This window comes from Treponema bryantii, assembly GCF_900111035.1.
Lineage (GTDB): Bacteria > Spirochaetota > Spirochaetia > Treponematales > Treponemataceae > Treponema_D > Treponema_D bryantii_C.
Genome location: NZ_FOFU01000004.1, coordinates 331,333 through 351,614 on the forward strand (window position 1 = coordinate 331,333; position 20,282 = coordinate 351,614).

Here is a 20,282-nt window from a genome sequence, read left to right on the forward strand (position 1 = left end):
AACACTGGCTAATTAACAGATTTCACCAATACATTGCATCATAAAAATCACTATATTTATAACTTCTAAGTTTTAATTCATCCATTTTATCAAACATATATTGCAGTCTGTCTTTTGAAATTGAATAATTATTTGTTGAAGTTTCAATATCTTCTACAATTTCATGAGAAGTACATGGATAAATAGAATTTGTTATTTTTGCTAAACAAAATCTATAAAATATTTGTTGTTTAAAATTTTCATCAGAAGAAAATTTATTTTTATCAATAGATTGAGAAATAATAACTCTATTGTCACAAATCTCTTCAAATGAATATAGATTAATTTTATTATTAAATAATCTAAGTATTCTAAAATATTTCAATAACTCAGTAATTTGATATGGGACATACAATCCATTTGGAAAAGCAAAAGAATACATGTAAACATATTTTTTATGAAAATCATATAAAGGTATTATGACTTGTTCATCTAGAATTGTCTCTGAATCTTTATTGTCACTTTCAAAAAATTTTGATGTAAAATTATAATAAAAACTGATATTTTTTGTGGGTCTATCTGGGGCATTATGGGGTGTTTTGGGGCAGGTTTAATGGTCGATTTGCCAGGTAATTGTGGTCTAAATAGGCTAAAATTGCGGACTTTTTTAACTGAATTTGGCCGTCTTCGAGCATTCTGGAGATTGTTGGTTCTGAGACTGATAAGATTTCTGCAGCTGCTATTATGGTGAGATTTTCGGGGATTCCTGGCAGCAATTCAAGGTCATTTTCGGCTGTGACGTAGGCTTTTGCGGCTGTTTCGTCGATGTTGTTTTCTGTGATTATCTGCATTTCTTTTCCCCTCTTCTTTGTGCTTTTTTTATTAAAATAATGTGCCTTGTTGTACTGTGTTTTCGCTTCGTTTTTTGCGTGTTTCTAAGATAGAATCCACTTCTTTTTCCAGCTGTTTTGAGCGTTGCAAAGCTTCATTTGTTCTGTATTTGAAGTATTCTTGCTGGGCTTCGCGCATTGCAGATACTTTATCTGCGAATTCTCCTGTTGTCATTCTTTCTCCCTGCTTGTGATTAAAGCAATTTCATCTCCAATCATTTCAACGTCTGTTACAGCTTTTACTTCGTAGCCGGTGACGTGTCTTACTTGTGCCAGGGCGTGGCCTTCGTGGCATAGCACGGTCAATTTATCGCATAGTTCCTGGACGGTCATTGTTTGTTTCATGCTTGTGTCTCCTCTGGTGGCTGCCAATCAGGAATGTCGTTTACTCGGTGTTGTGTGTGCTTGCTGTTCTTGATTTCTTTCTTTGCGCAGTGGGAACAGATTGTGTGTTCTGAATCTTCCCACCAGCAGAAGCCGTATTTCGGGTGGTAGCATGGATTGTTGTTTGTGCATCCGCATTTTCTGCAGACTTCTTTTGTTATAGGCATTTAGTCACACTCCTTTATCTCAGAAAGATGAAACGCATATACTTGACTATCAATATGAAGGTCTGTCTCTTTACCGTTTACTATGTCTATTTCTGAAATTTTGGCCGTCATATATTGCTTTGTGTATCCTAATCGCAGTATACAAATCGGTTTTTCATTTGGAGCTAAAGAAATAAGCGCATTATATACTCTTGTCTTCCAGTACTCGGTAAACTCTCTGTATTCCACTGTCTTTTCACCAGATTTAATCTTCTCATACCATTTCTTTTTAAGAATAAAAGTAAGCATTATGCATTCTCCTCTTTGTCCGGGATTATCTGATATTTCCAGTTGTCGTCGCATAAGATCCGACATAACAGAACCATTATTTCGCCGTAGCATAAGTCTTTGCATTCTACAGATTCTTTGTCATCGCTGCTTATGAATTTCAATGTCATATAGTCTGTTCTCCTTTTGCTTTTTTCTGCTGGATTTTGTGTTTTAGTTTTGCCAGGATAACGGCGGTTTCTGTTTGTTCTGCAGATTCGGATCTGAGTTTCTGATGATTCAGAATTGCATTTTCATTCCTGGTAATGCACATCAGATTTTCAATGCTGCAGTTGTAATGATTGCCGTCCTTAAAGCTTATCATGCAGCCTTCTGGAACTTTGCCGTTATGTTTTTCCCACACCATAATGTGTTTAAAACGCCACTGTTTAGGTTCTGCAACTTTAATTTTAAGATAGCCATCTGTGGTCATCACTTCGGTTCCAACTGGTACGTGATTGTGCGGCATCTGACCTTTCTTGAACCATCCTTTTTCAGATCCAGGAGCGCAATATCCTTTCTTGCCTTTGTTGGCTGGAACATGACCTTTTTCAAAGTGTCCTGTAAGTCCTGAGACTAGATGCATTCTGGCTCGCAGTCCTTTTATTCCTTCTGGTGTGTAATCTGTGCCAAAGGCTGAGTTCAAAAGCTCTGTGATTTCCCTGGCTGATTTGCCCTTGTTATTTTCAATCAGGAATTCGCGGATATGCTGTGGATAGCGTTCTTCTTTCATTTCACACCTCCAAGAAGCTTCTGGCGTGATGCTGATTCTGTTGAACTGTCTTTAATTGCCAGGAGAGCAGGCATATCTTTATTTAAAAGATTGCAATTTTCCATTGTCTTTATTGCCTGGATCTGTACATTTGCAACTTTGAGAATCTGAGAAGAAACGGAGCTTATGGCCCTTGCTTTTTTAAGTGTATTTTCAAGCTTCTGTGTGTCCTGGTCGAGTTCGTCATCTTCCAATTCTTCTAACATTGCAAAAAGATGATTATTCAAATCTGCAAGATTGTTTTTCATTTGTTTTCCTTCTGCGCTATGCAGTTTTCTTTTCTTCCGGTTCTTTGTGCGGAAGTGTTTTTAAGTATGCGTAAAAGGCTGCTTCGACATCCTCGGCGGGGTCTATGAGGTACTCTGCAAGGCTCCACCAGGGAATGCGGATTATGGTGTCTCGAATAACTACGCAGTCGAGTTTGTAGTAGTTAAGAAGTGTCTGGATTTCGTCGTATGTTATGCGGAGCATTGAGCAGACTTCTTTGGCGCGGTACATGTAGCGGGCACCGAGTCTTGCGTTTGTAATCAGACGACGAATCAGATTATCTTTTTCTTCTGCAGTGAGCGGAGGCTGCACCAGTTCTTCTTTTGTGAAAAGACTTTCCTGCTTTCGTTTTGGGCGTGGGCCCTTTCGTTCAGGAACGGCGGTGCAAAACTCCGGCTCTTTTACTTCTGCCTGGATTGCGTGAGGATCGTTGATTTCATCTTCCGGAAACAGCCAGCCTTGTGTCATTTTGCTACACGCTCCTTGCGGTCAATTTTAGAAAGAAATGCCATTACGCTTTTGAGTTCGTTGTTGTCACACTTTGTATAAGAATCTTTCTTGAATCTTGATTTTGCAAAGAGGTCGAGGCGTTTCTTCCAGTCTTTGCCGAGAAGTTTCTTTGCACGTGCGGTTACTGCATCGCACATTGAAGGATTTTCCCAGCGTGGATAAAAGCTGTAGCATTCCTTGCCCTGTTTTGAGAGTACGCTATTGAGGTCTGAAAAGATTTCTTTCAGTTCTTTCATTGAGCACTCTGAGCAGCTGTGTTTTCCTGTTGCTCCGGAAACGATGAGACGATAGGTTTCTTCGTCTAAGCCGGCGGAATTCTTTTGTGCATGTATCAAGCTGATTAAGCGGCTTCGGTTTGAACGTTTATCCATCTTGTCCTCCTACGCAGCACAAAGCTTGTCGAGCATGTTATCTGTGATGGAAACAAGGCCGCTGGCTTTTGCCATCTTGCTGATTGCGATTGAATCGTTGACGATTGAGCGGAACCCTCCCTGGGCATGGCGTACAAGTCTGTCTGCAGTATCCGGTGTAATGTCGATTCCTGCAGCTTCGTGGTAGTAGGCTGCAACATCTACAGCGTGTGCACGTTCAAACAGAACAATAGGATTTCTGATTCTGCTTCTAAGACGTGGGATTCTGTCTGTTTTTGTTTTAAGTCCTTCCTCTCCTACGAGAAGGAACGGAAGCTGACAGCGTTCATTTACGGCGCGGATAATTTCGAGATAGCGGACAGGAAGCTTGTCTGCTTCATCAATGATTACAAGTCTTCTTGTGTACTTGCAGTATTCTTCCAGGATAGTCAGACACTCGCCAAAGCTGTGTGGTCTTGTGTGTGCCACTGATTCGCAGATGTCGCGCATAAGCTGTGTCTTTGTTGAACCGTCTACAAAAAGAACGTAAGCTGCATTCTGATTTTCCTGGACGTACCATTTTGCTGAGTGTGTTTTTCCGCGTTCAGCAGTACCAATTGCCATTCCGATTGAAGAAGACATTGTTCCGCTTGGATCAGACAAATCATCTGCAAGTGCTTTGAAGCGTGAAACGCTTGGAGTAAGCACCAGCACGTCTGTATCAATTGCAATACCTTGTGGTATACTGTTTGTGTAGCCCGCATTCTTGAGGCGTTCGATGTATTCATTTTCCTTGTCCTGCCAGTTGGGGTATGTATGCTGGCAGATTTTGACAATCTGTGATTTATCAACACCGATGATGCGGGCTGCTTCCTGCATGGAAAGTCTGTTGTTTTCAATCCAAGTTCTTAATTCCATAATTCTTTCTCCTATCTGTTAAACTTGTCTCTGACATAAGACGAAAAATAGTTTTCTTCGCTTGCTGTCATTTTGCTTTCGTATTCAAACTTAAAATCCATTTCTTCATGGCTCAAATGTTCGCCTGAATAGAACTGGTTTAAGATATATTCATAACGCTCGCGGTCGGTGTAGAATACCGGCTTACCGTGGGCACGGAGTACGTTTTCGTTTCCGATTCGTGCAGCAAGAGTTTCCAGGAAATCTTCCTGGGAAAGACTCTCTTCGCGGCGGTTGTAAGATTCTGGCATTGTTCCAAAATCTTCTTTCCGTCTGCTTACTGCGAGTGGAATGTTGCGTACTTCTTCTTTTTCTACATCAGCTTTTTTTATAACAGGTGTCGGAATAACTGTTTCCGGCTTTGTGTATTCAAGCTGATTCTGCATTGCTTTTTCTGCAAGTTCTTCTGCAGTGTGAAGCTCTGTAAACTTCTGAGGCTCAGAAAGAACTCGCACGTTCTTGTTCTGTGTAGCAGTTTTGAACGCTTCCTGAACGGTGCGCATATTGCGTTTTTTCCATTCGAGCTGTTCAATCATTTCCTGGTCATCAAGCATGTCAATCTTCTTTACAGGACGGAGCGCAATTGCGTGATTTGTTCCAGGCTCAATTGCAAATACACCAAGGTCAAGATTTTCCGGATCGTAGCGGATTTCTATCTTCTGGCGGTTGTATGCAACAAGGGTTCCGCGGTTCTGCAGGATCATTTCCTGTGTCAAATCTGGGCCGATGTACTCTGTTCCGTTCAGTTCGATTCTGTCGCCTTTTACCTGGCGCAATGTGCTTTCCATGAAGAGATAAGCTTCATCACGAGGATCTATGAAAGTAGGCATCCAGCCGTCACGCTTATACTGTTCGAGCTTTTCTTTTGGAGAGCAGCCGAGCGTTGAATGAACGCGGTTTTCGTAGATGTCGATTGCCTTAACAACCTGATGGATGAACTCATCGTAAGTGAGGATGTAACCGTTCTGTTTCTGCCAGTCCAGACGTTTTGTTGCCTGTTCTTCTTCAGGAGCAGAAATAGCCATTCCCTTTACGAGACCCGGCAAGCACTGATCGCGCAGAATTTGTTCAAGTGTGTTGAAGAATCGCTCGATTGGTTTTGTCTTTGCGTTCTTCACGCGGGCAAAGATTCTGCGGTGCTGCTTTTCCCATTCAGCTTTTGTAGGTACCACATCTACAACAAGACCTTCTGTATCTTCTACGATGTAACGTCCGTTGTCGGCATGGTACAAATCAGCTTCATCCAGGAAACGTACTCCGTAGTTCTGCAGGCGTTCTACAATCTGGTCTGCAAGCTTTGATTTTTCGCTTGAACCGTTATCGTTGTAGGTGCTTTCAAACTTACCGAATCTTTTGATTCCCATTCGCAAGGCACGTGTTACGGTGTAAGTGTTGTATGCAATATCAAAGCTGATTCCGTAAACAAGACGTGTTGCCATATCAAGCCAGAGATAGCATTCTGCCCTGATGTACATATCCTTTTTGCCTGTAGCATTTGGATTAAGACACCAGAAGTCAAAGATATGCTGGTCTCCAACTATCAGCTGGAAAGGTAACAGTTTTGAAAGGTCACGGCTGATGTAGAACATATTATCCAGGGCACGCTGACCGCCTTTTGCAAGAAGCTTCATTGCGGGGCTGATGTTTCGGGCGTGAACGTATGCACTTGCTTCGCTTCCAATCTGCCAGCCCTGGCGTTGAGCTTCTGCCTTTGTGTTGTTGTAAGCATTGCGCACAGTACATCCGCCTACCTGCTGAATAGCGGCAAGCATAAAGTTTGTAAAGAAACTCAGTGCTTCGTCATCCCAGGCATAAACGTGGCGGCCCTGTCTTCCTTCTGGAAGGGCAAACATAGAACCGTTTTCCATTTTGCGGATATAACGCTGAACAGTAGGAACAGAAATGTTGAACTGCGTTGCAATCTGCTCATAGGCTCTTGCCTTTGAGATAAGCGGACTTCGTTTGCGGAATGCATCATACACAGCGGCGCGCAGAGGATACTTTTTATCTGTCACAGGTGCAAAGGTTCTGACAGTTCCGCTCATTCATCAACTCCCGTAAAAGCATTAAGCTCTCTGTCTGTTTCTGCAATCTCGTTTACAAGCTCGCGCACTCGTAAGCCGATGTTGCATACAGCTGCAAGACGTGTTGCCGGATTTTCTATACTTGTAAGAAAATCTGATAAAGCACCAAAGATGTTCAACTGAGCTTCGTACTGGTCGCGGTTTTCAAGATTGATTTTTGTGTACTGTCTGCCGTTGTGAAGAAGAGTTTTTGCAAAGTAATCATCATCTCCCCAGTTGAGCTTGATTTTCTTTTTTCCCCAGGTACGGGCAAGTTCTGCAGCGCGTTCATTTGCCTTGCGGATTTTGTAAACACGTTCGTGCTCATTGGTCCAGCCGGCAAGACGTTCTCCAGTTGCCATTGCGTGTGCAATAAGATGTTCAAACTCTGAGTCTATCTGTGGCAGTTCGGGATTCGCACTCTTTGCATTTTCAAGCGCATATTCTTCCGGTGTAAGAACTCTGTCGTTTGCTGCATCATAAAGCTTGAGCCAGAGGTAAGCTGTCTTTTTTGAAAGACCAACAAGTTCAAGAAAATCGCAGAAGCCGAAGGTCTGAGCATCTTCGCTGCGGCGGTCTCCTCCTCTCTGGGCAAGAGCTTCATGTGCAATCCAAAGATCGCGGGCAACATCCAGGCTTACACTCTTGAGCTGTTCAACTTTTGGTCTGAGTTCCTGTACTGCACTGTTCATGTCCCACGAATCAATTTCACGGCGGAACGGAAAAGCCTGGTCTGGTGTAAGTGCGCTATTTTTTTGTACTAGACTGTTCATTCAAAAACTCCTTTGTCAGCTGGAGCTGACATCCAGATAGCTCCAGCCGATTAATTTATGCTGCAGCTTCAGGAATAGTTTTTTCGGCAGCTTTGCAGTAGAATGATTCTTCGCCGGGAACAAGGTTGATGTGGAATTTCTTCTGCTGGGCGGCGTCGAAATTCTTGAGAGCAGCCTTGACCGGCTCTTTTTTTACCTTTACGCAGTTTGAGAAACCAGCCTTGATAAGAAGGTCTGCTGTATCTGCAGAAACTTCCACTTTGTCTGGATTCTGACGGTACCCGATTGTTCCGTTGATGAACTCGCGGCTTTTCTTTCCCTCTTCGTACAGAGTTGAACGGTTTTCGTCTGAATAGGTTTTGAGATTTTCGAGAAGCTTCTCTCTCTGCTCTGCAAGACCTGCAGAAGCCTGCGCAGCTTCTTCTCTTGCCTTGTTGATGGCGATTGTAGCGTTGTTGTCGATTGCGCTGATTTCCGCATCAATCTGGGCGATGCACTTGATTGTTTCTTCAACATCTTTCAAGTTTTTGATTTTCATTTGTTTCTCCTTACACAGTTTGCTTTTCTGTGTTATAATTTGTTTGTTGTTTACGAATCACGCGGCGGGCTTACCGTCATCGTGATTCCCATTGTCAGCCGGATTGCGTGTTGCCTCATGCTTTCCGGCTTTTTTAATTTTGTCGCGGTAACTGAAATATGCGTTCTGCCAGAAACGGCGGAGCGGTGTGTTCCAGAACCTCTGACTCAGTTCATTCAGCTTGCGAAGTTTTTCCTCACGTGTGAGATAAGGAAGTTTCTTCACCATCTGACCTTCTACATAGATTTCCATTTTCCCCTCCAAGGTTTTCTATGTCCTGGCATATTTCAGCCGGGCTTTTGAACTTTGCAAGTGTAAGAAGTCCGTAGACTGCTGCATATTGCAAACCAACGTAAGACATGTTCTTGACTGCGTAGAGAACCTTCTCTGCATTCAGGTCAAGTTCAGTGCTGTCCATGAACGGCGGCTTTCTGCCGTTTTTCCAGAGCGTTATGATTTTTTGCCTCCTTTAGCTTTTCTACCTCCTTTGCTTTTTCCATAGCTACTAAAAAAGCGTTACTGATTTCTGCAAGAGCTTTTTCTGCGCTTGCATTTGGTGCAACAAGCCTGTGACCTATAAGCTTTCCATCGCGGTAGATTTCTACACTCTGAAAGCCTCTTGCCAGGTCAGGTTCTTCTCTTCCAAAAACCGACTCGTTGAACCGAAGTTCCCACCCTTTAAAATTGCCCGATATAAGTTCTGCCATTTGAAGGCAGACGGTAACTTTCTTTTCTTCTTCCTTGCGCAAAAGCTGCATTCCTCGGTTAAGCACGCTTTTGTACTTTCTAGCCGCTTTTATAAGCTGGCTGATATTGGGTTCTTCTGAATCCTGCTGAAGGTGCTTTTCTGCAAGGTATGCACATTCTTTTGTCATGCGGCTTTCTCCCTCAGTTCGGTTACCATGTCGTTCCAGCTTTTGTAGCCGAGACGGGATGCAACCGCACGTTCTATGCGCTGGCTGTGTGATTTGCCGGAAAGAACGTTGCAAACATTCTGTTTTGAACAGCCGACTTCAAAAGCTATATCAGCGCTAGACGTTCCCATGCACTTCAATCTGTACTTGATGTACAAGCCCTGTTCAGGTGTGATTTTCTTAGATGCACGAGCAAGAGCTTTGGCTTTATTCTCTGCCATTTTTTGAGCGATGAATTCTCTGAGTTCTTCATCTGTCATAGGCTTAAGGTTTTTCACTCTTCTTTTCCTCCTTTTTTGTCGATATTCTGATTAGTTGATAAATAAATCTGCATTGTTTCCGTGGAGAATTAGCAAGTTGATTTGTCAACTTTTCATCACAATTACGATTATATCTTAAATATGATGATTGTCAAGTAATATTTACGAAAATAATCGTATTATTTACGACTTTTTGAGGAAATTATGACAAGACTTGAATCTCTTTATGAGGAAATGGCAAAAAGAAAAATGGTTGCAAGCAAAAAAGAGTTTGCAGAGAAACTTGGATTTGCTTATGCAAATTTAGCAAGATATTTGAGTGGTCAGTTAAAGACTACGATTGATGCAGAAAACTATCGTAAATTTGCAGAATCAGGAATCAACATTGACTGGCTTCTAACTGGTGAGGGCGAAATGTTCATCACGGACGTTGCAGAATCAGCTCCTCTGCAAATCATCCCTGCAGAAGGAGAAGAAACAGCTTGCATTCCCTTCTACGACATAGACGTTATGGCGCACATTGCGGAATCGCTGGACCTCAAGGAAGAAACGCCTGCGGGAGTGCTTTCCATTCCGGGCTTCAAAGACTGCATTGCGTGTTTCCCTGTGTACGGTTCGAGCATGGAGCCCAAAATCTCCAACGGCGACGTTATTGCCGTGAGCCAGGCCGTAACCTGCGACCAGATTCTCTGGGGCGAAATCTACCTGGTAATTACAGACGCATGGCGCGTTGTAAAAACTGTACATCCTGGCAAGACGGAAGAATACATTATTCTGCGGTCTATTAACCCAGCTTACGCTGGCGACACGAATCTGAAGAAAAAGGATTTGAGGGCGTTGTATCTGGTGCGAGGGGTTGTTTCGCGGCTGGGGATGTAGTAATAATTCTAGATATATAAATTTTAGGAGGTTTATATGCCATTATTTCTTGCTACTAGAGCTTCTGCTTCATCAGGATTTGCTTCAATCGGAGTTGTTTTTATTCTTCTTGTTGTCATTTTTGTTTTTCTTTTCATCGTTGCACTCATTGGTTGTCTCTTCAGAACTGCAAAAGCAACGGAAAAAACACACGAAACTTTGGAACGCATTCTGAAGATTGTGGATGCGGTTGCCAGAAAAGAACATCCGGAATTGTACGGCAAATCTGAAAGTTCAGACTCAGCATCAGATTCAACACAACCGCAATAAACATAAAAAACATCGTTGCTTCCCCAGCACTCGCTGGGGATTTTTTTTTTGTCTGCTACTCTGAATCACGGACTTCTGCACCGTTGTGCAGGATAGTAGACGGATTATAAAAAAAAATGATGCAGACAACTGATTTTTTCTCCCTGTTTTCATGTTTTCATGCTATAATTAACTATGGCAAATGAAATAAACATATCAAATGAAGAAGAGTTTATTAACTTCTTAAGTAAAATCGATAATGAAGAATATTTAAAATCAACTGTTTTGAAAGCAGACAAACTTTCAGTTTCGATGAAGATAGAAGGCGATAAATTTAATTCTTCGCTTACAGGCAGTCTTATAAAAGCCTTAGCTGATTATCAGGATAAGGTCTATCACATTTATCGGACTCAGAAATACGGTCCGTCATCCAATAAGCAGTTGACAGAAGAAGAACTTAGGGCTCTGGAAATTAAGGTTGAAATTAGACCTGGATGTACAGAAGCTGTTCTTAGTTTTGTAAAAGATATAATACCAGAGGTGGTAAAAAATATGACAGGACAAGAAATTTCAAATACAGCTATAGCTATTACAGGTATTGTAGTTGGTGCATGGGCTTTAAAAGGAATTGTTGTTCCTACAATTACAAACGCATTTAAAACAAAAAGAAAAGAAATTGATGCAAAAATAGAAATAGCTAAAACAGAAAAGGAACGTGAGTATTTGACTTCTATCCAATCCATAACCCATGATGCTATTGAAGGAATGAGAAGTGTTGCAAATGGCCTTGCAGTAACAGCTCCAGAAAGAATAGCTATAGATGACAAACCTATAACGACAAATGAAGCTGAAAAAATAGCTGATGAAATGAAAAAGCCTAGAAGACCGCCTAAATCAGATGGCTTGCCAGACTTTTACACCGTACAAGGTGAATTCAGAGTGCTTAATATAAATTACGAAAAATCTGTCACATTGATGAAGGCAGAGCATATTGAATCAAAAGTTGTTTATGATAATATTTCTTTAATGGACGGATGGATGACAGAAGAAAACCTTAAAATCCTAAAAGATGCACAAGAAAGAGATCCAATCTGGTTTAGAATTATTCTTTCAAGAGACGGACGAAGTAAAAACTTTCTTAAGAACATTGATGTAAACAGTATCGGAAAAAAAGACTGATATTTCCCCCAGCACTCGCTGGGGATTTTTTTTGTCTGCTATCCTAAACCTCGGAGGATGGCAGAATGAAAAGAAACAATTCTGAAAATAAACCTTATTACACTCAGCGAAATAATAAACTCAAACCAAACGGCGCTTGTAACGTCACTTCTATGATTGCAGCCCTTTCTGCAGCTGGATGGGATGTAGACAAGCTTGCAACAAAGGAATATCCGCAGCCGGAAGATGCGCTTATGCATTTCATCCTGGCAGACAAGGCTATTGATGCTTACTGGGGAAAAGTTGACCCTACAAAATATTATCCGCCTAATGAATGGCATTGCGTTCTTGCTTACGGAACAAACCGCTATTTAAGGCATTGCGGGCTTCTTTCTACAGGTGAGTATGCTGTTGAATGGGGCGAACGTCGCTCTGTTTCTGATATCCAGAAAACCTTGGATGAAGGTGGTGCAGCTGTTCTTTCTGGAGTTTTTACTGCAGAAGGAAAAAAGACGATTGGACATGTTGTCGCTTGTGTTGGATACAAGGCTGATGCTTCTGGAAAAATCTCTCATTTTGTAATTGACGATTCCTGGGGTGATTACCATACAGAGTATTCTGTTCAGAACGGCAACGACATTGAAATGTCTTACGAAGATTTCATGGCAAAAATCAGAAGCTGCGGGATTGATGCTAAGATGGCACATTTGATCCGCAAGGCAGGTGCAAAATGAAAGCCAAGGATGTGAGCTTAAAAGCTATTGTGCTTGCCATTGTGTGGGTTATGGTTTTGTTCCTGGTAAAAGGATTTGTTCCTGTTATCTGGGCGGGAAAGAGTTTTGGTCTTGATGCAAGAGAAATCATCATAAGCGGTGTGTTCTTTGTTGTTGCATGTTCTCCGCTCTACCGTTCTATCTGGCTTGATAAGAAGCTTGGAATCTCGGCTGATAAAACTGAGACTGAAGAAACTGCAGAAGGTGTGAAATGAAAGATGAAACAAAAGAAACTATTCGTATTGTCCTTATTATGCTTTTTGCTTTTGCCTTGCTTGTTCTCGGAAACCTCGGGAATAACGCTTTCCGAGAATCAGATGTTGCAGATCAGGAACGAGTTGAACGTTATGAGGACAGAAGTGAATCTGCTCAGAACGCAGTCTCAGAACTGGAAAGCGGACTCTCTGACGTGGCAGAACAAATGCACGGAGTTGGAAAAGAAATTGATGAAGGCATTACAGATGTCGGAGAGCTCCGAGAAGTCGGTGTTAGAATTGCAGGAGCAAGTTCAGATATTGAGGACTCTGCTTGCCGAATTGAAGAAGGAATTCAGCGAATTGAACGAATCTTATATGAGGCAGAAAAGAAAGATTGTGTTCTGGAGGACTGCGGCGGGGGTGCTGGGAGCAGTAACTCTGACTGAGGGAGTGGTTATCTGGCTGCAGAACAAGTGAGGTGGAAGATGGAAAAGTGGGGTTCTGTAATTTCTGTTGTTAAAGACGTTGTTACAATAGCCGGTTTTATTGGAATCTTTATAAAACTTGGTTATGACAAAGGCGTTAACGAAAAAGAGCAGAAAGAGATGCGTAAGGACATAGATAAAAATGCAACGGATATAAACAATCTTGGTACAAAAGTAAGTCAGATGCAGATAGAAAATACCCGTCTCATAACCACTCTTTCCAGTGATCTTGGATGGATAAAAGCAAGTCTTGCAGATATCAAAAATGATATCAAGCAAAAAAGGGAGAAGAACAATGCCTAAGAGAAACAAGATAGAAATGCAGGGCTTGGTTGAGCGCATCTGCAAGATGTACTTCAACGACAAAATGAGCCACAAACAGATAGCAGAAGTTCTCAAGGAAGAAGGCTTCGACATCAGCAAAAGCGGTGTCGGTCGCACTCTTGTTAGCCAGGCTGCGCAGATGAAAGCTTACAAGGACTCTGCAAAGAAGGCAGTTGCCATTGTTTCTGAGCTTGAAAAAACTCCGGGTTTGAATATCTCTGAGGCAAGTGTTCAGCTGGTTCAGGCAAAGCTTCTTGAAGAACTCAACAAGTTTGAAAACTTTGCAACCATTTCTCCAGAAGAGCTTTTGAAAGCAATTGCAAGAAATACTGATGCACAGGTAAAGATTGCACGTGTAAAACTCGAATATGAACGCGGTTACAAGAAAGGCTTGTTTGAAGCTGCAAAGACTGTCGAGGCAGAAGGAAAGAAAGCCGGCTGGAGCGACGAGCGCGTTGAATTTGTTAAGTCTAAGATTATGGGCTTGAAGGTGACATATGACGAAAAGCCGGAAAAAGACTAACACATACGACATCTTTCTTCCCTATCAGAAAGAATGGCTGGAAGACAGAAGTGACCTCAAAATCATCGAAAAGAACAGACGGTGCGGAATCTCCTGGACGGACTCTGCCGACTCTGTTCTTGATGCTGCTCCTGCCAATGGCTGGACAAACACTTATTACATGAGCTTCAACAAAGACAACTGTCGCCAGTACATCGAGGATGCCGGCGAATGGGCAAAGAAGCTTGGTTATGCAGTAAGTGAAATTATCGAAGAAGAAGAACCTCTTCTTGATGATGAGGAAAAATCAATCACTACATACAGAATCACTTTTTCCAGCGGTGCGGAAATTATGGGGCTTCCTGGTGTTTCGCGTTCACTCCGTTCTAAGCAGGGAAACGTTGTCATTGATGAGGCTGCATTCTTTGATGATCTTGACAGCGTTCTGCAGGCAGCAAAAGCTCTTGTTATGTGGGGCGGTAGAATCCGTGTTATTTCGACACATAATGGAGATGACAATCCGTTTAATATCCTGATTAAAAATATCCGTTCTGGCAAAGAAAAAGAATGGAGCCTGCACAGAATCACTTTCCGCGAGGCAATGGCCCAAGGGCTCTACAAAAGAATCTGCCTTAAACAGGGGCGCAAGTGGACTCCTGAAGCTGACAAGGAATTCATGGACAAGATGTACCGCATCTACGGTGACAATCCTGATGAAGAGCTTGATGTTATTCCACGTGCCAGCGGTGATAGATACTTTGGGCGCGGTTTGCTGGATCATGCTACAGCTGATGCAGACAGTTACGACATCCGCCGGCTTGAATGTTCAGACAGCTTTCTTCACAAAAACGAGAGCTTTAAGAACCGCGAGGTTGAAAAGTTCTTCAATCAGGAAGTGCGTCCGCTGCTTGGTGCGCTTGAAGGTCAGGTTTTCGGCGGTAATGACTTTGGACGTTCCGGAGACCTTACGACCTACTGGTTTGCTGAAGAAGTTTCAAAGACTCAGCTTGCAGTACGTCTTATTGTGGAAATCAAAAATGCACCGTTTGAGCAGCAGCAGTTATTCAATGACTATGTAACAGACTTGTTATCCGAGCGTAAAAAGTTCGGCGGACTTGCAATAGACTCACGCGGTAACGGTCAGCAGATTGGAGAACATGCAATGCTCCGTCATCCGGGAGCTTCGATTCAGGTTATGGAAACCAATGCCTGGTATGCAAAGTACGGAACCGATTTGCACGGACTTATGGAAAGCGGAGATTTTACCGTTCCTGATGACGAAACAATCAAGGCAGATTTTGCACTTGTTGTACTTAAAAACGGAATCCCGACTATTCCTGCAGTGCGCACGTCCGATCGTGACCAGAAGGGAAAGAGACACGGAGACGGTGCGAGTGCTGCAATGCTTTGTGTATGCGCCTGGAGAGAATGTGCAGCAGATCCGGCACCAAGCTTTTTTGTTGCAGAAAAGAAAAAGAAATCATTTTGGTAGGAAGGTATAGATTATGGCAAGAACAAACAGCGTAACAAGCAGAGTTATAAATATAAACGGATTCCGCAGCATTACAAATTATGTTTCTGACACACAGGACTGGATAAGCTCCGTTCAGGAACGCGAGAACATCTTTGAAGAAATGCGTGACGATGGTCGTGTTGAGTCTCTCATTCTTGACCGAAAGAACAAGGTTCTGCAGATGTACGGTTCATTCACAGACACAAAGAACAAGAACGTAAACGAAGCCTGTCAGAATCTTCTTACCTTCAACACTTTCTACAAGCTCAACAATATCCTTTTGAATGCGGTGCCTTATGGGATTGCTGCATGTGAAGTTATCTGGGAGTTCCGGGGCGGCTGGTATGTTCCTGTTGATTTTACTCCAATTCCAAGAACTGCTTTGAGTTTTCCTCAGCACATTGAACGTGACTGGGGTGTTCCTGTTTTGACTTCTCAGAATCTTATTTTGAGCGATAAGCGCAAGTTCATAATTCACCGCAACGATGACGGCGAGTTGAATCAGTGGGGACGTCCTACTTTGCGCAGTGCCTATACCTTCTGGAAGTTCAAGCAGCTGGGCGTTAAGTTCTGGGCAATGGCTGCCGAGCTTTGTGGTGTTCCATCAATCCTGGCAATCTTTGAAACAAAGAACGAAGACGAAGCAAAGAAACGCGCAGCTGATTTGACTGCAGCCCTGCAGAACTGGGAAAGCGGATCTTCCGGAGCTTTTGGAAACGTTAAGGACATCAAGGTTGTTTCTTCTCAGATTAACGACTTCAACAAAATCGTTGAGCTTTGTGATACAGAAATTGCCTATGCACTTACTGCTCAGGCTCTTACAACAAACACTGCTCAGTACGGAACTCATGCCCAGGGAGAAACGCACGTCCAGACTTACGACGATCTGATTAAGGGTGATGCCTACAAGCTCCAGCAGACAGACCAGCAGCTTGTTAATGTTTTCTGCGAGCTCAACTTCCCTGGAGAGCTTGCCCCGCAATATGACATTGACTCTACAGACTTTGCACCGTGGGAAGTTATTCGCGATGCAATTGACCGTGGGGTTCCTGTAAGTCTTAAAGCTCTTTATAACAAAATCCATCTGCCACAGCCTGTTGATGAAAAAGATTCTTTCGTAAAGGCTCAGCCGTCTTTCGGTTTTTCTGATACAGGAAAAGATGATTTTTTTCAGAACAGGCAGTAGAGAATCTTTTCCAGGAAAAGAGCCGGGCGCGACGGCTTGACCGTATTTCTACTGCCGCCTGGCTCAACATCTCCGACAGCTACGCAGAACGCATTAAAGCGTACATCAAAGAAGCGGCTCGCAATCCTGACATTCTTATGACTACCAAGGTACTTCCGCCGGACTGGGGAGCAATGGGAGAAGCTGCAAAGCTTTTTACCCGCTCCCTTATGATGGGCTTGGATTCAGCTGTACGCAAGAATGAGTTTGCAGAGCTTACTGCAGAAGACGTTGAAAACTTGCCTTATGCCGAAGCTGTAGAATATCTTAAAAAACGCGACGTTATAAAAAAAGTTGATTATAACAAGCTCTCCGACAAGATGCGGTTCCGAGCTTTTACAGCTTCCAGAATTGCAGACGGGGATCTTCTCAAACGTATAAACTCCGAGCTGATTAAGAATGTGAATGATGGCAAGGGGCTGAAGGATTTTCTCTCTCTTACAAAAACTGACATTCTGAATAAGGTTGGCATGGGTGCCGGTGGTCAGGGCTGGTACTGGGAAACTGTCTACAGAACCAACGTTCAGACCGCATACAACACTGGTCGCATGATGGGCTTTGAAGAAGACAAACCTCTTGCGCTGCACTTTGTCGGAATTGAGGACTCAAGACAGACAGACGTTTGCCATTCACTGAGCAATGTTGTCAGACCGTATGATGATCCACTCTGGGAAAAATATATTCCGCCTCTGCATTTCGGCTGCCGTTCGACAGTACGTGCAATTTATGACGAAGACGAATTGCCGGATGAATGGACTTCCCTGGAAGGAATAGAAAAACCGGCAAAAGGCTTTGGTACAAATCCTCTTGAAAACGACAGCTGGTGGAATGAACTTTCAAGTCAGGTTGCACGTGCGAAGGAATATGGCGTGCAGGGAGAGATTGAGGCGGCGAAGGAGATTCTTTTTTCTGGAGGAAAGTTTGGAAAAGGAGATGGAGAAAAGATTGTAGATGATGAAATCAATAATATAAAAGCCGAGGCTGTTATTGATGAAATCGCTGGAATAAAGAAAGGTATTCCGATGACTTTTGATGAAGCAGATAGTGGAAATGTTAATCCTGGTTTTCATTCTGATATTGCACGACAAGGAAATTGTCAGAGTTGTGTTCCAACTTTCATTGCTAGATTATTGGGATTTAATGTTCAGGCGAAGCCCTACGATAAAACAAATCCAATAATGAATGCATTAATGAATAAAACAAATCTTGCTTTTATTGACAGAAATACAAAAACTTTTCCTAAAATGCTGACGCCAAAAAAAACAGGTACTGAGCTTACAACTTGGTTATTAAACCACATGGAAGATAACAAATATTATTCCGTAGGTTTTGACTATAAAGCAAATCTTTTTATACCTGGTGGACATGTACTTGTAATGTATAAAGATAAAGGTGTTCTAACTTTATATGATCCACAAGATTATACTAAAACAACACAACTAAAACAAATTTCTAATCTTCTCCGGCCAGCAAGCCCTAATTCAGTTGAAGTTTATAATATTTCTGATTGCGATTTAAATAAATATGTATTAGACTTTATCGTAGAGGCAAGGCAATGACAATAAATGACTTTGAAAATTATGCGAACTCAAAAGGTTTCCCTCATGTAATAAAGGTCGGACAATACAAGGGAGAAACAATTTATGCTGGTTTATTGTCTTTAGAGAAACATGCTAAACTGGGATATCCTCTTTTAATGAGAGCATCGAATGGGAAAGTAGTAGGGATAGATCGGCAAGAAACAAAAAAGATTCTTAGCGAAATGTAACTCTTATAAACATATACTTTGAGCAGCCCCGAACTTCCGGGGCTTTTTCTTTTTTAACCCACATTCTCAGCAAAACACAAAAACTCATACCTACACACCACCTCAAACATCTGTGATTCACCGTTGAATATCGGTGAATCGGCTATCTGTTTAAATAATTTGGGTAATTTGTCATTTATTTAAAAACACCCCCGAAATTTTCAAGATTTTAACAAATTGCTTTTCCCACAATTGCCGCGTTTTTGTGCCTCTGTGATTACATATGCGCAGAGGTCGCAAATGAAAATCTACATTGCCGGAAAGATTACCGGCGACAAGAATTATAAGACTAAATTCAAACGCGCAGAGAAGCTCTTGCGCTCGCTGGGGCATTCTGTAATGAACCCAGCCTGGATTGCTCCATCTGATGATTTTACATGGACGGACTATATGCAGATTAGCGGCATGATGCAGGCAAGATGTAATGCTGTGTATTTTTTGAAAGGCTGGAAAGAAAGCGAAGGTGCAAGGCTAGAGTTCAAGAGATGTCATCAGCTGAATCAGACTGTTTTCTTTGAAGACAGTGCTTTCAGCCTGGAAGAATTAAAGCGTTCCCCACAAAGCCGGAAAAATAAAAACACGAGGTAGTATCAGCTTATGAAAAAGATTCGTACATGGCAGCTCTGCCGCACGGGAACTTTCGGGCAGGACGGAGCAAAGATTACAGAACAGGATTTGAAAGAAATCGCGGAGACGTTCACGCCTACACGTCCGATTACTATCGGTCACGATGCAGCGCATGGCGACAACTTTCCGAAGTTCGGAGACGTGCTTGTAATTGACGGTATTTATGATGACGCAAAACACAGGGGCGAAAAGGTTCTTGTTGGTCAGGTTGTTCTGCATCCGGAACTGGAGAAACAGTTTTCCGACAAGGACGATGGTGACGGCTGTTATAAAGGCTGGAGCGTTACTATTCCAAAACGTGCAAGCGACGGCAAGCGTTATCTTCATAGCCTGGCAATCTGCGGAGCAACTCCTCCAAAGATTCCGGGGCTTGAGCAGCTTATGACAAAGAGCTGCTATTCAGACGGCGATACGGTTGAGGTGTTTGACTTCAGCGACGCAATAGATTATCAGGAGGAAATTCCTATGACAGAAGAGGAAAAGAAAAAGATGGCTGACCTCGAAACTGAAAACAAAAGGCTGAAGGAAGATGCCGAAAAAGCTTCTGCTTCCAAAAAGGATGAAGAGAACAAAAAAGAAAAGTTCTCTGATTCCAAAGAGTATGCAGACATGCAGAAGAAAATCGAAGACCTTGAAGCTTCAAGAAAAGAAGCTGTTGTAAAAGGTGTTTGTGACAAGTTTGCTGATATTCCTGCAGGGCTTAAAGACAGTGTTCAGAAGGTTGCCGGCGTTCTTGCTTCAACAACTGAATCTTTTGAGTTCAGCGACAAGGACGGAAATAAGAGCAACAAGACTGCTCTGGATCTGTTCAGCGACCTTCTTTCAGGGCTCATTGCAGCTCCAAAAAAAGAGGAAGTAATTTCTCGCCAGGTAAACACTGACGAGTTTAACGACAAAAAAGATGACGGCAAGGAAACCGACTGGGGCAAAGTTGCCGCCAAACTCTAAGGAGATGAAACATGGAAAAGGTTGAAGAATTCTTTGACCGCGGTGTGCTCCATGCTGGACACCCGCCAATCGTGGACTATGCGACTCTTGCAACATCAAGCAAGAATCTCAAAGCCGGTACAGTTTTGAAATCTGCAAACGGAGGTCTCGCACCTGCCGGAGATTCGGACACACCTTGTGCAGTCCTTCTCGCAGATGTTCCAGCACACTCAAGCGAAGCTACAACAGGCGTTCCTGTAGTTGTGCATGGTCTTGTTGTAAAGAGCCGTCTTCTGGACTTCTCATCATCAGCAGAAGCCGTAGCAAGCGAAACTCTTTCTGCAAAGCTTCCGGCTGCCGGCATCTACCTGGTACAGGGTGGATGGTCTGAATCAAACTTTCATTAAT

At 42.7% G+C, this 20,282-nt stretch carries 33 protein-coding genes; 15 read left to right on the forward strand and 18 right to left on the reverse strand.

Features of this window, described 5'->3' with window-relative positions; translation table 11 throughout:
* Positions 1–22: 22 nt before the first annotated feature.
* The 18 genes from BMY21_RS09545 to BMY21_RS09620 all read right to left on the reverse strand — a co-directional run bounded on the left by BMY21_RS09545 (position 23) and on the right by BMY21_RS09620 (position 9,187).
* A complete protein-coding gene (locus BMY21_RS09545) occupies positions 23–421 on the reverse strand; it encodes a hypothetical protein (protein ID WP_074643355.1) in 399 nt (132 codons plus the stop codon).
* 145 nt (positions 422–566) lie between these two features.
* Positions 567–830: a helix-turn-helix domain-containing protein gene (locus tag BMY21_RS09550; protein ID WP_074643357.1), complete on the reverse strand. Its 264-nt coding sequence runs from the start codon at positions 828–830 to the stop codon at positions 567–569.
* Between the two features lie 31 nt (positions 831–861).
* Positions 862–1,044: a hypothetical protein gene (locus tag BMY21_RS09555; protein WP_074643360.1), complete on the reverse strand. Its 183-nt coding sequence runs from the start codon at positions 1,042–1,044 to the stop codon at positions 862–864.
* Positions 1,041–1,214 (reverse strand): hypothetical protein, encoded by a 174-nt coding sequence (locus tag BMY21_RS15840; protein WP_177177738.1) that lies wholly within the window; start codon positions 1,212–1,214, stop codon positions 1,041–1,043. The genes BMY21_RS09555 and BMY21_RS15840 overlap by 4 nt, the downstream gene beginning before the upstream one ends.
* Positions 1,211–1,420, reverse strand: a complete 210-nt coding sequence (locus BMY21_RS09560; RefSeq protein WP_074643362.1) for a hypothetical protein — start codon at positions 1,418–1,420, stop codon at positions 1,211–1,213. Before BMY21_RS09560 ends, BMY21_RS15840 begins: the two co-directional genes overlap by 4 nt.
* A complete protein-coding gene (locus BMY21_RS09565; RefSeq protein WP_074643364.1) occupies positions 1,421–1,708 on the reverse strand; it encodes a hypothetical protein in 288 nt (95 codons plus the stop codon).
* Positions 1,708–1,857, reverse strand: coding sequence for a hypothetical protein (locus BMY21_RS15845; protein ID WP_177177739.1), 150 nt, complete (start codon positions 1,855–1,857; stop codon positions 1,708–1,710). The genes BMY21_RS09565 and BMY21_RS15845 overlap by 1 nt, the downstream gene beginning before the upstream one ends.
* On the reverse strand, positions 1,854–2,459 hold the full coding sequence (locus tag BMY21_RS09570) for an HNH endonuclease signature motif containing protein (RefSeq protein ID WP_074643367.1): 606 nt from the start codon (positions 2,457–2,459) through the stop codon (positions 1,854–1,856). Before BMY21_RS09570 ends, BMY21_RS15845 begins: the two co-directional genes overlap by 4 nt.
* Positions 2,456–2,746, reverse strand: a complete 291-nt coding sequence (locus BMY21_RS09575; RefSeq protein WP_074643370.1) for a hypothetical protein — start codon at positions 2,744–2,746, stop codon at positions 2,456–2,458. Before BMY21_RS09575 ends, BMY21_RS09570 begins: the two co-directional genes overlap by 4 nt.
* Positions 2,747–2,762: 16 nt before the next feature.
* A complete protein-coding gene (locus tag BMY21_RS09580; protein ID WP_074643373.1) occupies positions 2,763–3,233 on the reverse strand; it encodes a hypothetical protein in 471 nt (156 codons plus the stop codon).
* Positions 3,230–3,646: a phage protein GemA/Gp16 family protein gene (locus tag BMY21_RS09585; protein ID WP_074643375.1), complete on the reverse strand. Its 417-nt coding sequence runs from the start codon at positions 3,644–3,646 to the stop codon at positions 3,230–3,232. Before BMY21_RS09585 ends, BMY21_RS09580 begins: the two co-directional genes overlap by 4 nt.
* A gap of 9 nt (positions 3,647–3,655) precedes the next feature.
* Positions 3,656–4,543 (reverse strand): AAA family ATPase, encoded by an 888-nt coding sequence (locus tag BMY21_RS09590; protein WP_177177740.1) that lies wholly within the window; start codon positions 4,541–4,543, stop codon positions 3,656–3,658.
* A gap of 11 nt (positions 4,544–4,554) precedes the next feature.
* Positions 4,555–6,627, reverse strand: a complete 2,073-nt coding sequence (locus BMY21_RS09595) for a Mu transposase C-terminal domain-containing protein (protein ID WP_074643378.1) — start codon at positions 6,625–6,627, stop codon at positions 4,555–4,557.
* Positions 6,624–7,418: a hypothetical protein gene (locus BMY21_RS09600; protein WP_074643380.1), complete on the reverse strand. Its 795-nt coding sequence runs from the start codon at positions 7,416–7,418 to the stop codon at positions 6,624–6,626. Before BMY21_RS09600 ends, BMY21_RS09595 begins: the two co-directional genes overlap by 4 nt.
* A gap of 55 nt (positions 7,419–7,473) precedes the next feature.
* Positions 7,474–7,956 (reverse strand): host-nuclease inhibitor Gam family protein, encoded by a 483-nt coding sequence (locus tag BMY21_RS09605; RefSeq protein WP_074643383.1) that lies wholly within the window; start codon positions 7,954–7,956, stop codon positions 7,474–7,476.
* A 57-nt stretch (positions 7,957–8,013) separates the two neighbouring features.
* A complete protein-coding gene (locus BMY21_RS09610) occupies positions 8,014–8,247 on the reverse strand; it encodes a hypothetical protein (RefSeq protein ID WP_074643386.1) in 234 nt (77 codons plus the stop codon).
* 152 nt (positions 8,248–8,399) lie between these two features.
* Positions 8,400–8,870, reverse strand: coding sequence for a hypothetical protein (locus BMY21_RS09615; RefSeq protein WP_074643388.1), 471 nt, complete (start codon positions 8,868–8,870; stop codon positions 8,400–8,402).
* Complete coding sequence (locus BMY21_RS09620; protein ID WP_074643391.1) at positions 8,867–9,187, reverse strand: hypothetical protein; 321 nt, start codon at positions 9,185–9,187, stop codon at positions 8,867–8,869. Before BMY21_RS09620 ends, BMY21_RS09615 begins: the two co-directional genes overlap by 4 nt.
* A 186-nt stretch (positions 9,188–9,373) precedes the next feature.
* Between BMY21_RS09620 and BMY21_RS09625 the strand changes: the two genes are divergently transcribed.
* From BMY21_RS09625 to BMY21_RS09695, 15 genes are all read left to right on the forward strand, one after another.
* A complete protein-coding gene (locus tag BMY21_RS09625) occupies positions 9,374–10,048 on the forward strand; it encodes a S24 family peptidase (protein ID WP_074643394.1) in 675 nt (224 codons plus the stop codon).
* Positions 10,049–10,084: 36 nt separating this feature from the next.
* Entirely contained in the window at positions 10,085–10,357 is a 273-nt protein-coding gene (locus BMY21_RS09630) for a hypothetical protein (RefSeq protein WP_074643396.1), read from the forward strand.
* A gap of 174 nt (positions 10,358–10,531) precedes the next feature.
* The gene (locus BMY21_RS09635) at positions 10,532–11,515 is read left to right on the forward strand and encodes a DUF2953 domain-containing protein (RefSeq protein ID WP_074643399.1); all 984 of its coding nucleotides are present in this window, start codon (positions 10,532–10,534) and stop codon (positions 11,513–11,515) included.
* A 65-nt stretch (positions 11,516–11,580) separates the two neighbouring features.
* Positions 11,581–12,228, forward strand: a complete 648-nt coding sequence (locus BMY21_RS09640; RefSeq protein WP_074643403.1) for a C39 family peptidase — start codon at positions 11,581–11,583, stop codon at positions 12,226–12,228.
* Positions 12,225–12,482 carry a hypothetical protein gene (locus tag BMY21_RS09645; RefSeq protein ID WP_074643405.1) on the forward strand — a complete coding sequence of 86 codons (258 nt, stop codon included), beginning with the start codon at positions 12,225–12,227 and terminating at the stop codon, positions 12,480–12,482. The genes BMY21_RS09640 and BMY21_RS09645 overlap by 4 nt, the downstream gene beginning before the upstream one ends.
* The gene (locus BMY21_RS09650) at positions 12,479–12,910 is read left to right on the forward strand and encodes a hypothetical protein (protein ID WP_074643408.1); all 432 of its coding nucleotides are present in this window, start codon (positions 12,479–12,481) and stop codon (positions 12,908–12,910) included. The genes BMY21_RS09645 and BMY21_RS09650 overlap by 4 nt, the downstream gene beginning before the upstream one ends.
* A 39-nt stretch (positions 12,911–12,949) precedes the next feature.
* Positions 12,950–13,252 carry a hypothetical protein gene (locus tag BMY21_RS09655; protein WP_074643411.1) on the forward strand — a complete coding sequence of 101 codons (303 nt, stop codon included), beginning with the start codon at positions 12,950–12,952 and terminating at the stop codon, positions 13,250–13,252.
* Entirely contained in the window at positions 13,245–13,796 is a 552-nt protein-coding gene (locus tag BMY21_RS09660) for a phage protein Gp27 family protein (RefSeq protein WP_074643413.1), read from the forward strand. Before BMY21_RS09655 ends, BMY21_RS09660 begins: the two co-directional genes overlap by 8 nt.
* The gene (locus BMY21_RS09665) at positions 13,771–15,267 is read left to right on the forward strand and encodes a hypothetical protein (RefSeq protein ID WP_074643416.1); all 1,497 of its coding nucleotides are present in this window, start codon (positions 13,771–13,773) and stop codon (positions 15,265–15,267) included. Before BMY21_RS09660 ends, BMY21_RS09665 begins: the two co-directional genes overlap by 26 nt.
* A gap of 13 nt (positions 15,268–15,280) precedes the next feature.
* Complete coding sequence (locus BMY21_RS09670; RefSeq protein WP_074643419.1) at positions 15,281–16,474, forward strand: phage portal protein family protein; 1,194 nt, start codon at positions 15,281–15,283, stop codon at positions 16,472–16,474.
* 137 nt (positions 16,475–16,611) lie between these two features.
* Positions 16,612–18,072 (forward strand): minor capsid protein, encoded by a 1,461-nt coding sequence (locus BMY21_RS09675; protein ID WP_074643422.1) that lies wholly within the window; start codon positions 16,612–16,614, stop codon positions 18,070–18,072.
* Positions 18,069–18,281 carry a hypothetical protein gene (locus tag BMY21_RS09680; protein ID WP_074643425.1) on the forward strand — a complete coding sequence of 71 codons (213 nt, stop codon included), beginning with the start codon at positions 18,069–18,071 and terminating at the stop codon, positions 18,279–18,281. Before BMY21_RS09675 ends, BMY21_RS09680 begins: the two co-directional genes overlap by 4 nt.
* Before the next feature lie 279 nt (positions 18,282–18,560).
* On the forward strand, positions 18,561–18,908 hold the full coding sequence (locus BMY21_RS09685) for a DUF4406 domain-containing protein (RefSeq protein ID WP_074643428.1): 348 nt from the start codon (positions 18,561–18,563) through the stop codon (positions 18,906–18,908).
* A gap of 9 nt (positions 18,909–18,917) precedes the next feature.
* Positions 18,918–19,895: a hypothetical protein gene (locus BMY21_RS09690; protein WP_074643432.1), complete on the forward strand. Its 978-nt coding sequence runs from the start codon at positions 18,918–18,920 to the stop codon at positions 19,893–19,895.
* A gap of 11 nt (positions 19,896–19,906) precedes the next feature.
* On the forward strand, positions 19,907–20,281 hold the full coding sequence (locus BMY21_RS09695) for a hypothetical protein (protein WP_074643435.1): 375 nt from the start codon (positions 19,907–19,909) through the stop codon (positions 20,279–20,281).
* Position 20,282: the final 1 nt, after the last annotated feature.

Excerpts from the sequence above, each read along its gene's own strand:
- BMY21_RS09545 (WP_074643355.1), bottom strand. The coding sequence starts at position 421 with ATGTATTCTTTTGCTTTTCCAAATGGATTGTATGTCCCATATCAAATT.
- BMY21_RS09550 (WP_074643357.1), bottom strand. The coding sequence starts at position 830 with ATGCAGATAATCACAGAAAACAACATCGACGAAACAGCCGCAAAAGCC.
- BMY21_RS09555 (WP_074643360.1), bottom strand. The coding sequence starts at position 1,044 with ATGACAACAGGAGAATTCGCAGATAAAGTATCTGCAATGCGCGAAGCC.
- BMY21_RS15840 (WP_177177738.1), bottom strand. The coding sequence starts at position 1,214 with ATGAAACAAACAATGACCGTCCAGGAACTATGCGATAAATTGACCGTG.
- BMY21_RS09560 (WP_074643362.1), bottom strand. The coding sequence starts at position 1,420 with ATGCCTATAACAAAAGAAGTCTGCAGAAAATGCGGATGCACAAACAAC.
- BMY21_RS09565 (WP_074643364.1), bottom strand. The coding sequence starts at position 1,708 with ATGCTTACTTTTATTCTTAAAAAGAAATGGTATGAGAAGATTAAATCT.
- BMY21_RS15845 (WP_177177739.1), bottom strand. The coding sequence starts at position 1,857 with ATGACATTGAAATTCATAAGCAGCGATGACAAAGAATCTGTAGAATGC.
- BMY21_RS09570 (WP_074643367.1), bottom strand. The coding sequence starts at position 2,459 with ATGAAAGAAGAACGCTATCCACAGCATATCCGCGAATTCCTGATTGAA.
- BMY21_RS09575 (WP_074643370.1), bottom strand. The coding sequence starts at position 2,746 with ATGAAAAACAATCTTGCAGATTTGAATAATCATCTTTTTGCAATGTTA.
- BMY21_RS09580 (WP_074643373.1), bottom strand. The coding sequence starts at position 3,233 with ATGACACAAGGCTGGCTGTTTCCGGAAGATGAAATCAACGATCCTCAC.
- BMY21_RS09585 (WP_074643375.1), bottom strand. The coding sequence starts at position 3,646 with ATGGATAAACGTTCAAACCGAAGCCGCTTAATCAGCTTGATACATGCA.
- BMY21_RS09590 (WP_177177740.1), bottom strand. The coding sequence starts at position 4,543 with ATGGAATTAAGAACTTGGATTGAAAACAACAGACTTTCCATGCAGGAA.
- BMY21_RS09595 (WP_074643378.1), bottom strand. The coding sequence starts at position 6,627 with ATGAGCGGAACTGTCAGAACCTTTGCACCTGTGACAGATAAAAAGTAT.
- BMY21_RS09600 (WP_074643380.1), bottom strand. The coding sequence starts at position 7,418 with ATGAACAGTCTAGTACAAAAAAATAGCGCACTTACACCAGACCAGGCT.
- BMY21_RS09605 (WP_074643383.1), bottom strand. The coding sequence starts at position 7,956 with ATGAAAATCAAAAACTTGAAAGATGTTGAAGAAACAATCAAGTGCATC.
- BMY21_RS09610 (WP_074643386.1), bottom strand. The coding sequence starts at position 8,247 with ATGGAAATCTATGTAGAAGGTCAGATGGTGAAGAAACTTCCTTATCTC.
- BMY21_RS09615 (WP_074643388.1), bottom strand. The coding sequence starts at position 8,870 with ATGACAAAAGAATGTGCATACCTTGCAGAAAAGCACCTTCAGCAGGAT.
- BMY21_RS09625 (WP_074643394.1), top strand. The coding sequence starts at position 9,374 with ATGACAAGACTTGAATCTCTTTATGAGGAAATGGCAAAAAGAAAAATG.
- BMY21_RS09630 (WP_074643396.1), top strand. The coding sequence starts at position 10,085 with ATGCCATTATTTCTTGCTACTAGAGCTTCTGCTTCATCAGGATTTGCT.
- BMY21_RS09635 (WP_074643399.1), top strand. The coding sequence starts at position 10,532 with ATGGCAAATGAAATAAACATATCAAATGAAGAAGAGTTTATTAACTTC.
- BMY21_RS09640 (WP_074643403.1), top strand. The coding sequence starts at position 11,581 with ATGAAAAGAAACAATTCTGAAAATAAACCTTATTACACTCAGCGAAAT.
- BMY21_RS09645 (WP_074643405.1), top strand. The coding sequence starts at position 12,225 with ATGAAAGCCAAGGATGTGAGCTTAAAAGCTATTGTGCTTGCCATTGTG.
- BMY21_RS09650 (WP_074643408.1), top strand. The coding sequence starts at position 12,479 with ATGAAAGATGAAACAAAAGAAACTATTCGTATTGTCCTTATTATGCTT.
- BMY21_RS09655 (WP_074643411.1), top strand. The coding sequence starts at position 12,950 with ATGGAAAAGTGGGGTTCTGTAATTTCTGTTGTTAAAGACGTTGTTACA.
- BMY21_RS09660 (WP_074643413.1), top strand. The coding sequence starts at position 13,245 with ATGCCTAAGAGAAACAAGATAGAAATGCAGGGCTTGGTTGAGCGCATC.
- BMY21_RS09665 (WP_074643416.1), top strand. The coding sequence starts at position 13,771 with ATGACGAAAAGCCGGAAAAAGACTAACACATACGACATCTTTCTTCCC.
- BMY21_RS09670 (WP_074643419.1), top strand. The coding sequence starts at position 15,281 with ATGGCAAGAACAAACAGCGTAACAAGCAGAGTTATAAATATAAACGGA.
- BMY21_RS09675 (WP_074643422.1), top strand. The coding sequence starts at position 16,612 with ATGACTACCAAGGTACTTCCGCCGGACTGGGGAGCAATGGGAGAAGCT.
- BMY21_RS09680 (WP_074643425.1), top strand. The coding sequence starts at position 18,069 with ATGACAATAAATGACTTTGAAAATTATGCGAACTCAAAAGGTTTCCCT.
- BMY21_RS09685 (WP_074643428.1), top strand. The coding sequence starts at position 18,561 with ATGAAAATCTACATTGCCGGAAAGATTACCGGCGACAAGAATTATAAG.
- BMY21_RS09690 (WP_074643432.1), top strand. The coding sequence starts at position 18,918 with ATGAAAAAGATTCGTACATGGCAGCTCTGCCGCACGGGAACTTTCGGG.
- BMY21_RS09695 (WP_074643435.1), top strand. The coding sequence starts at position 19,907 with ATGGAAAAGGTTGAAGAATTCTTTGACCGCGGTGTGCTCCATGCTGGA.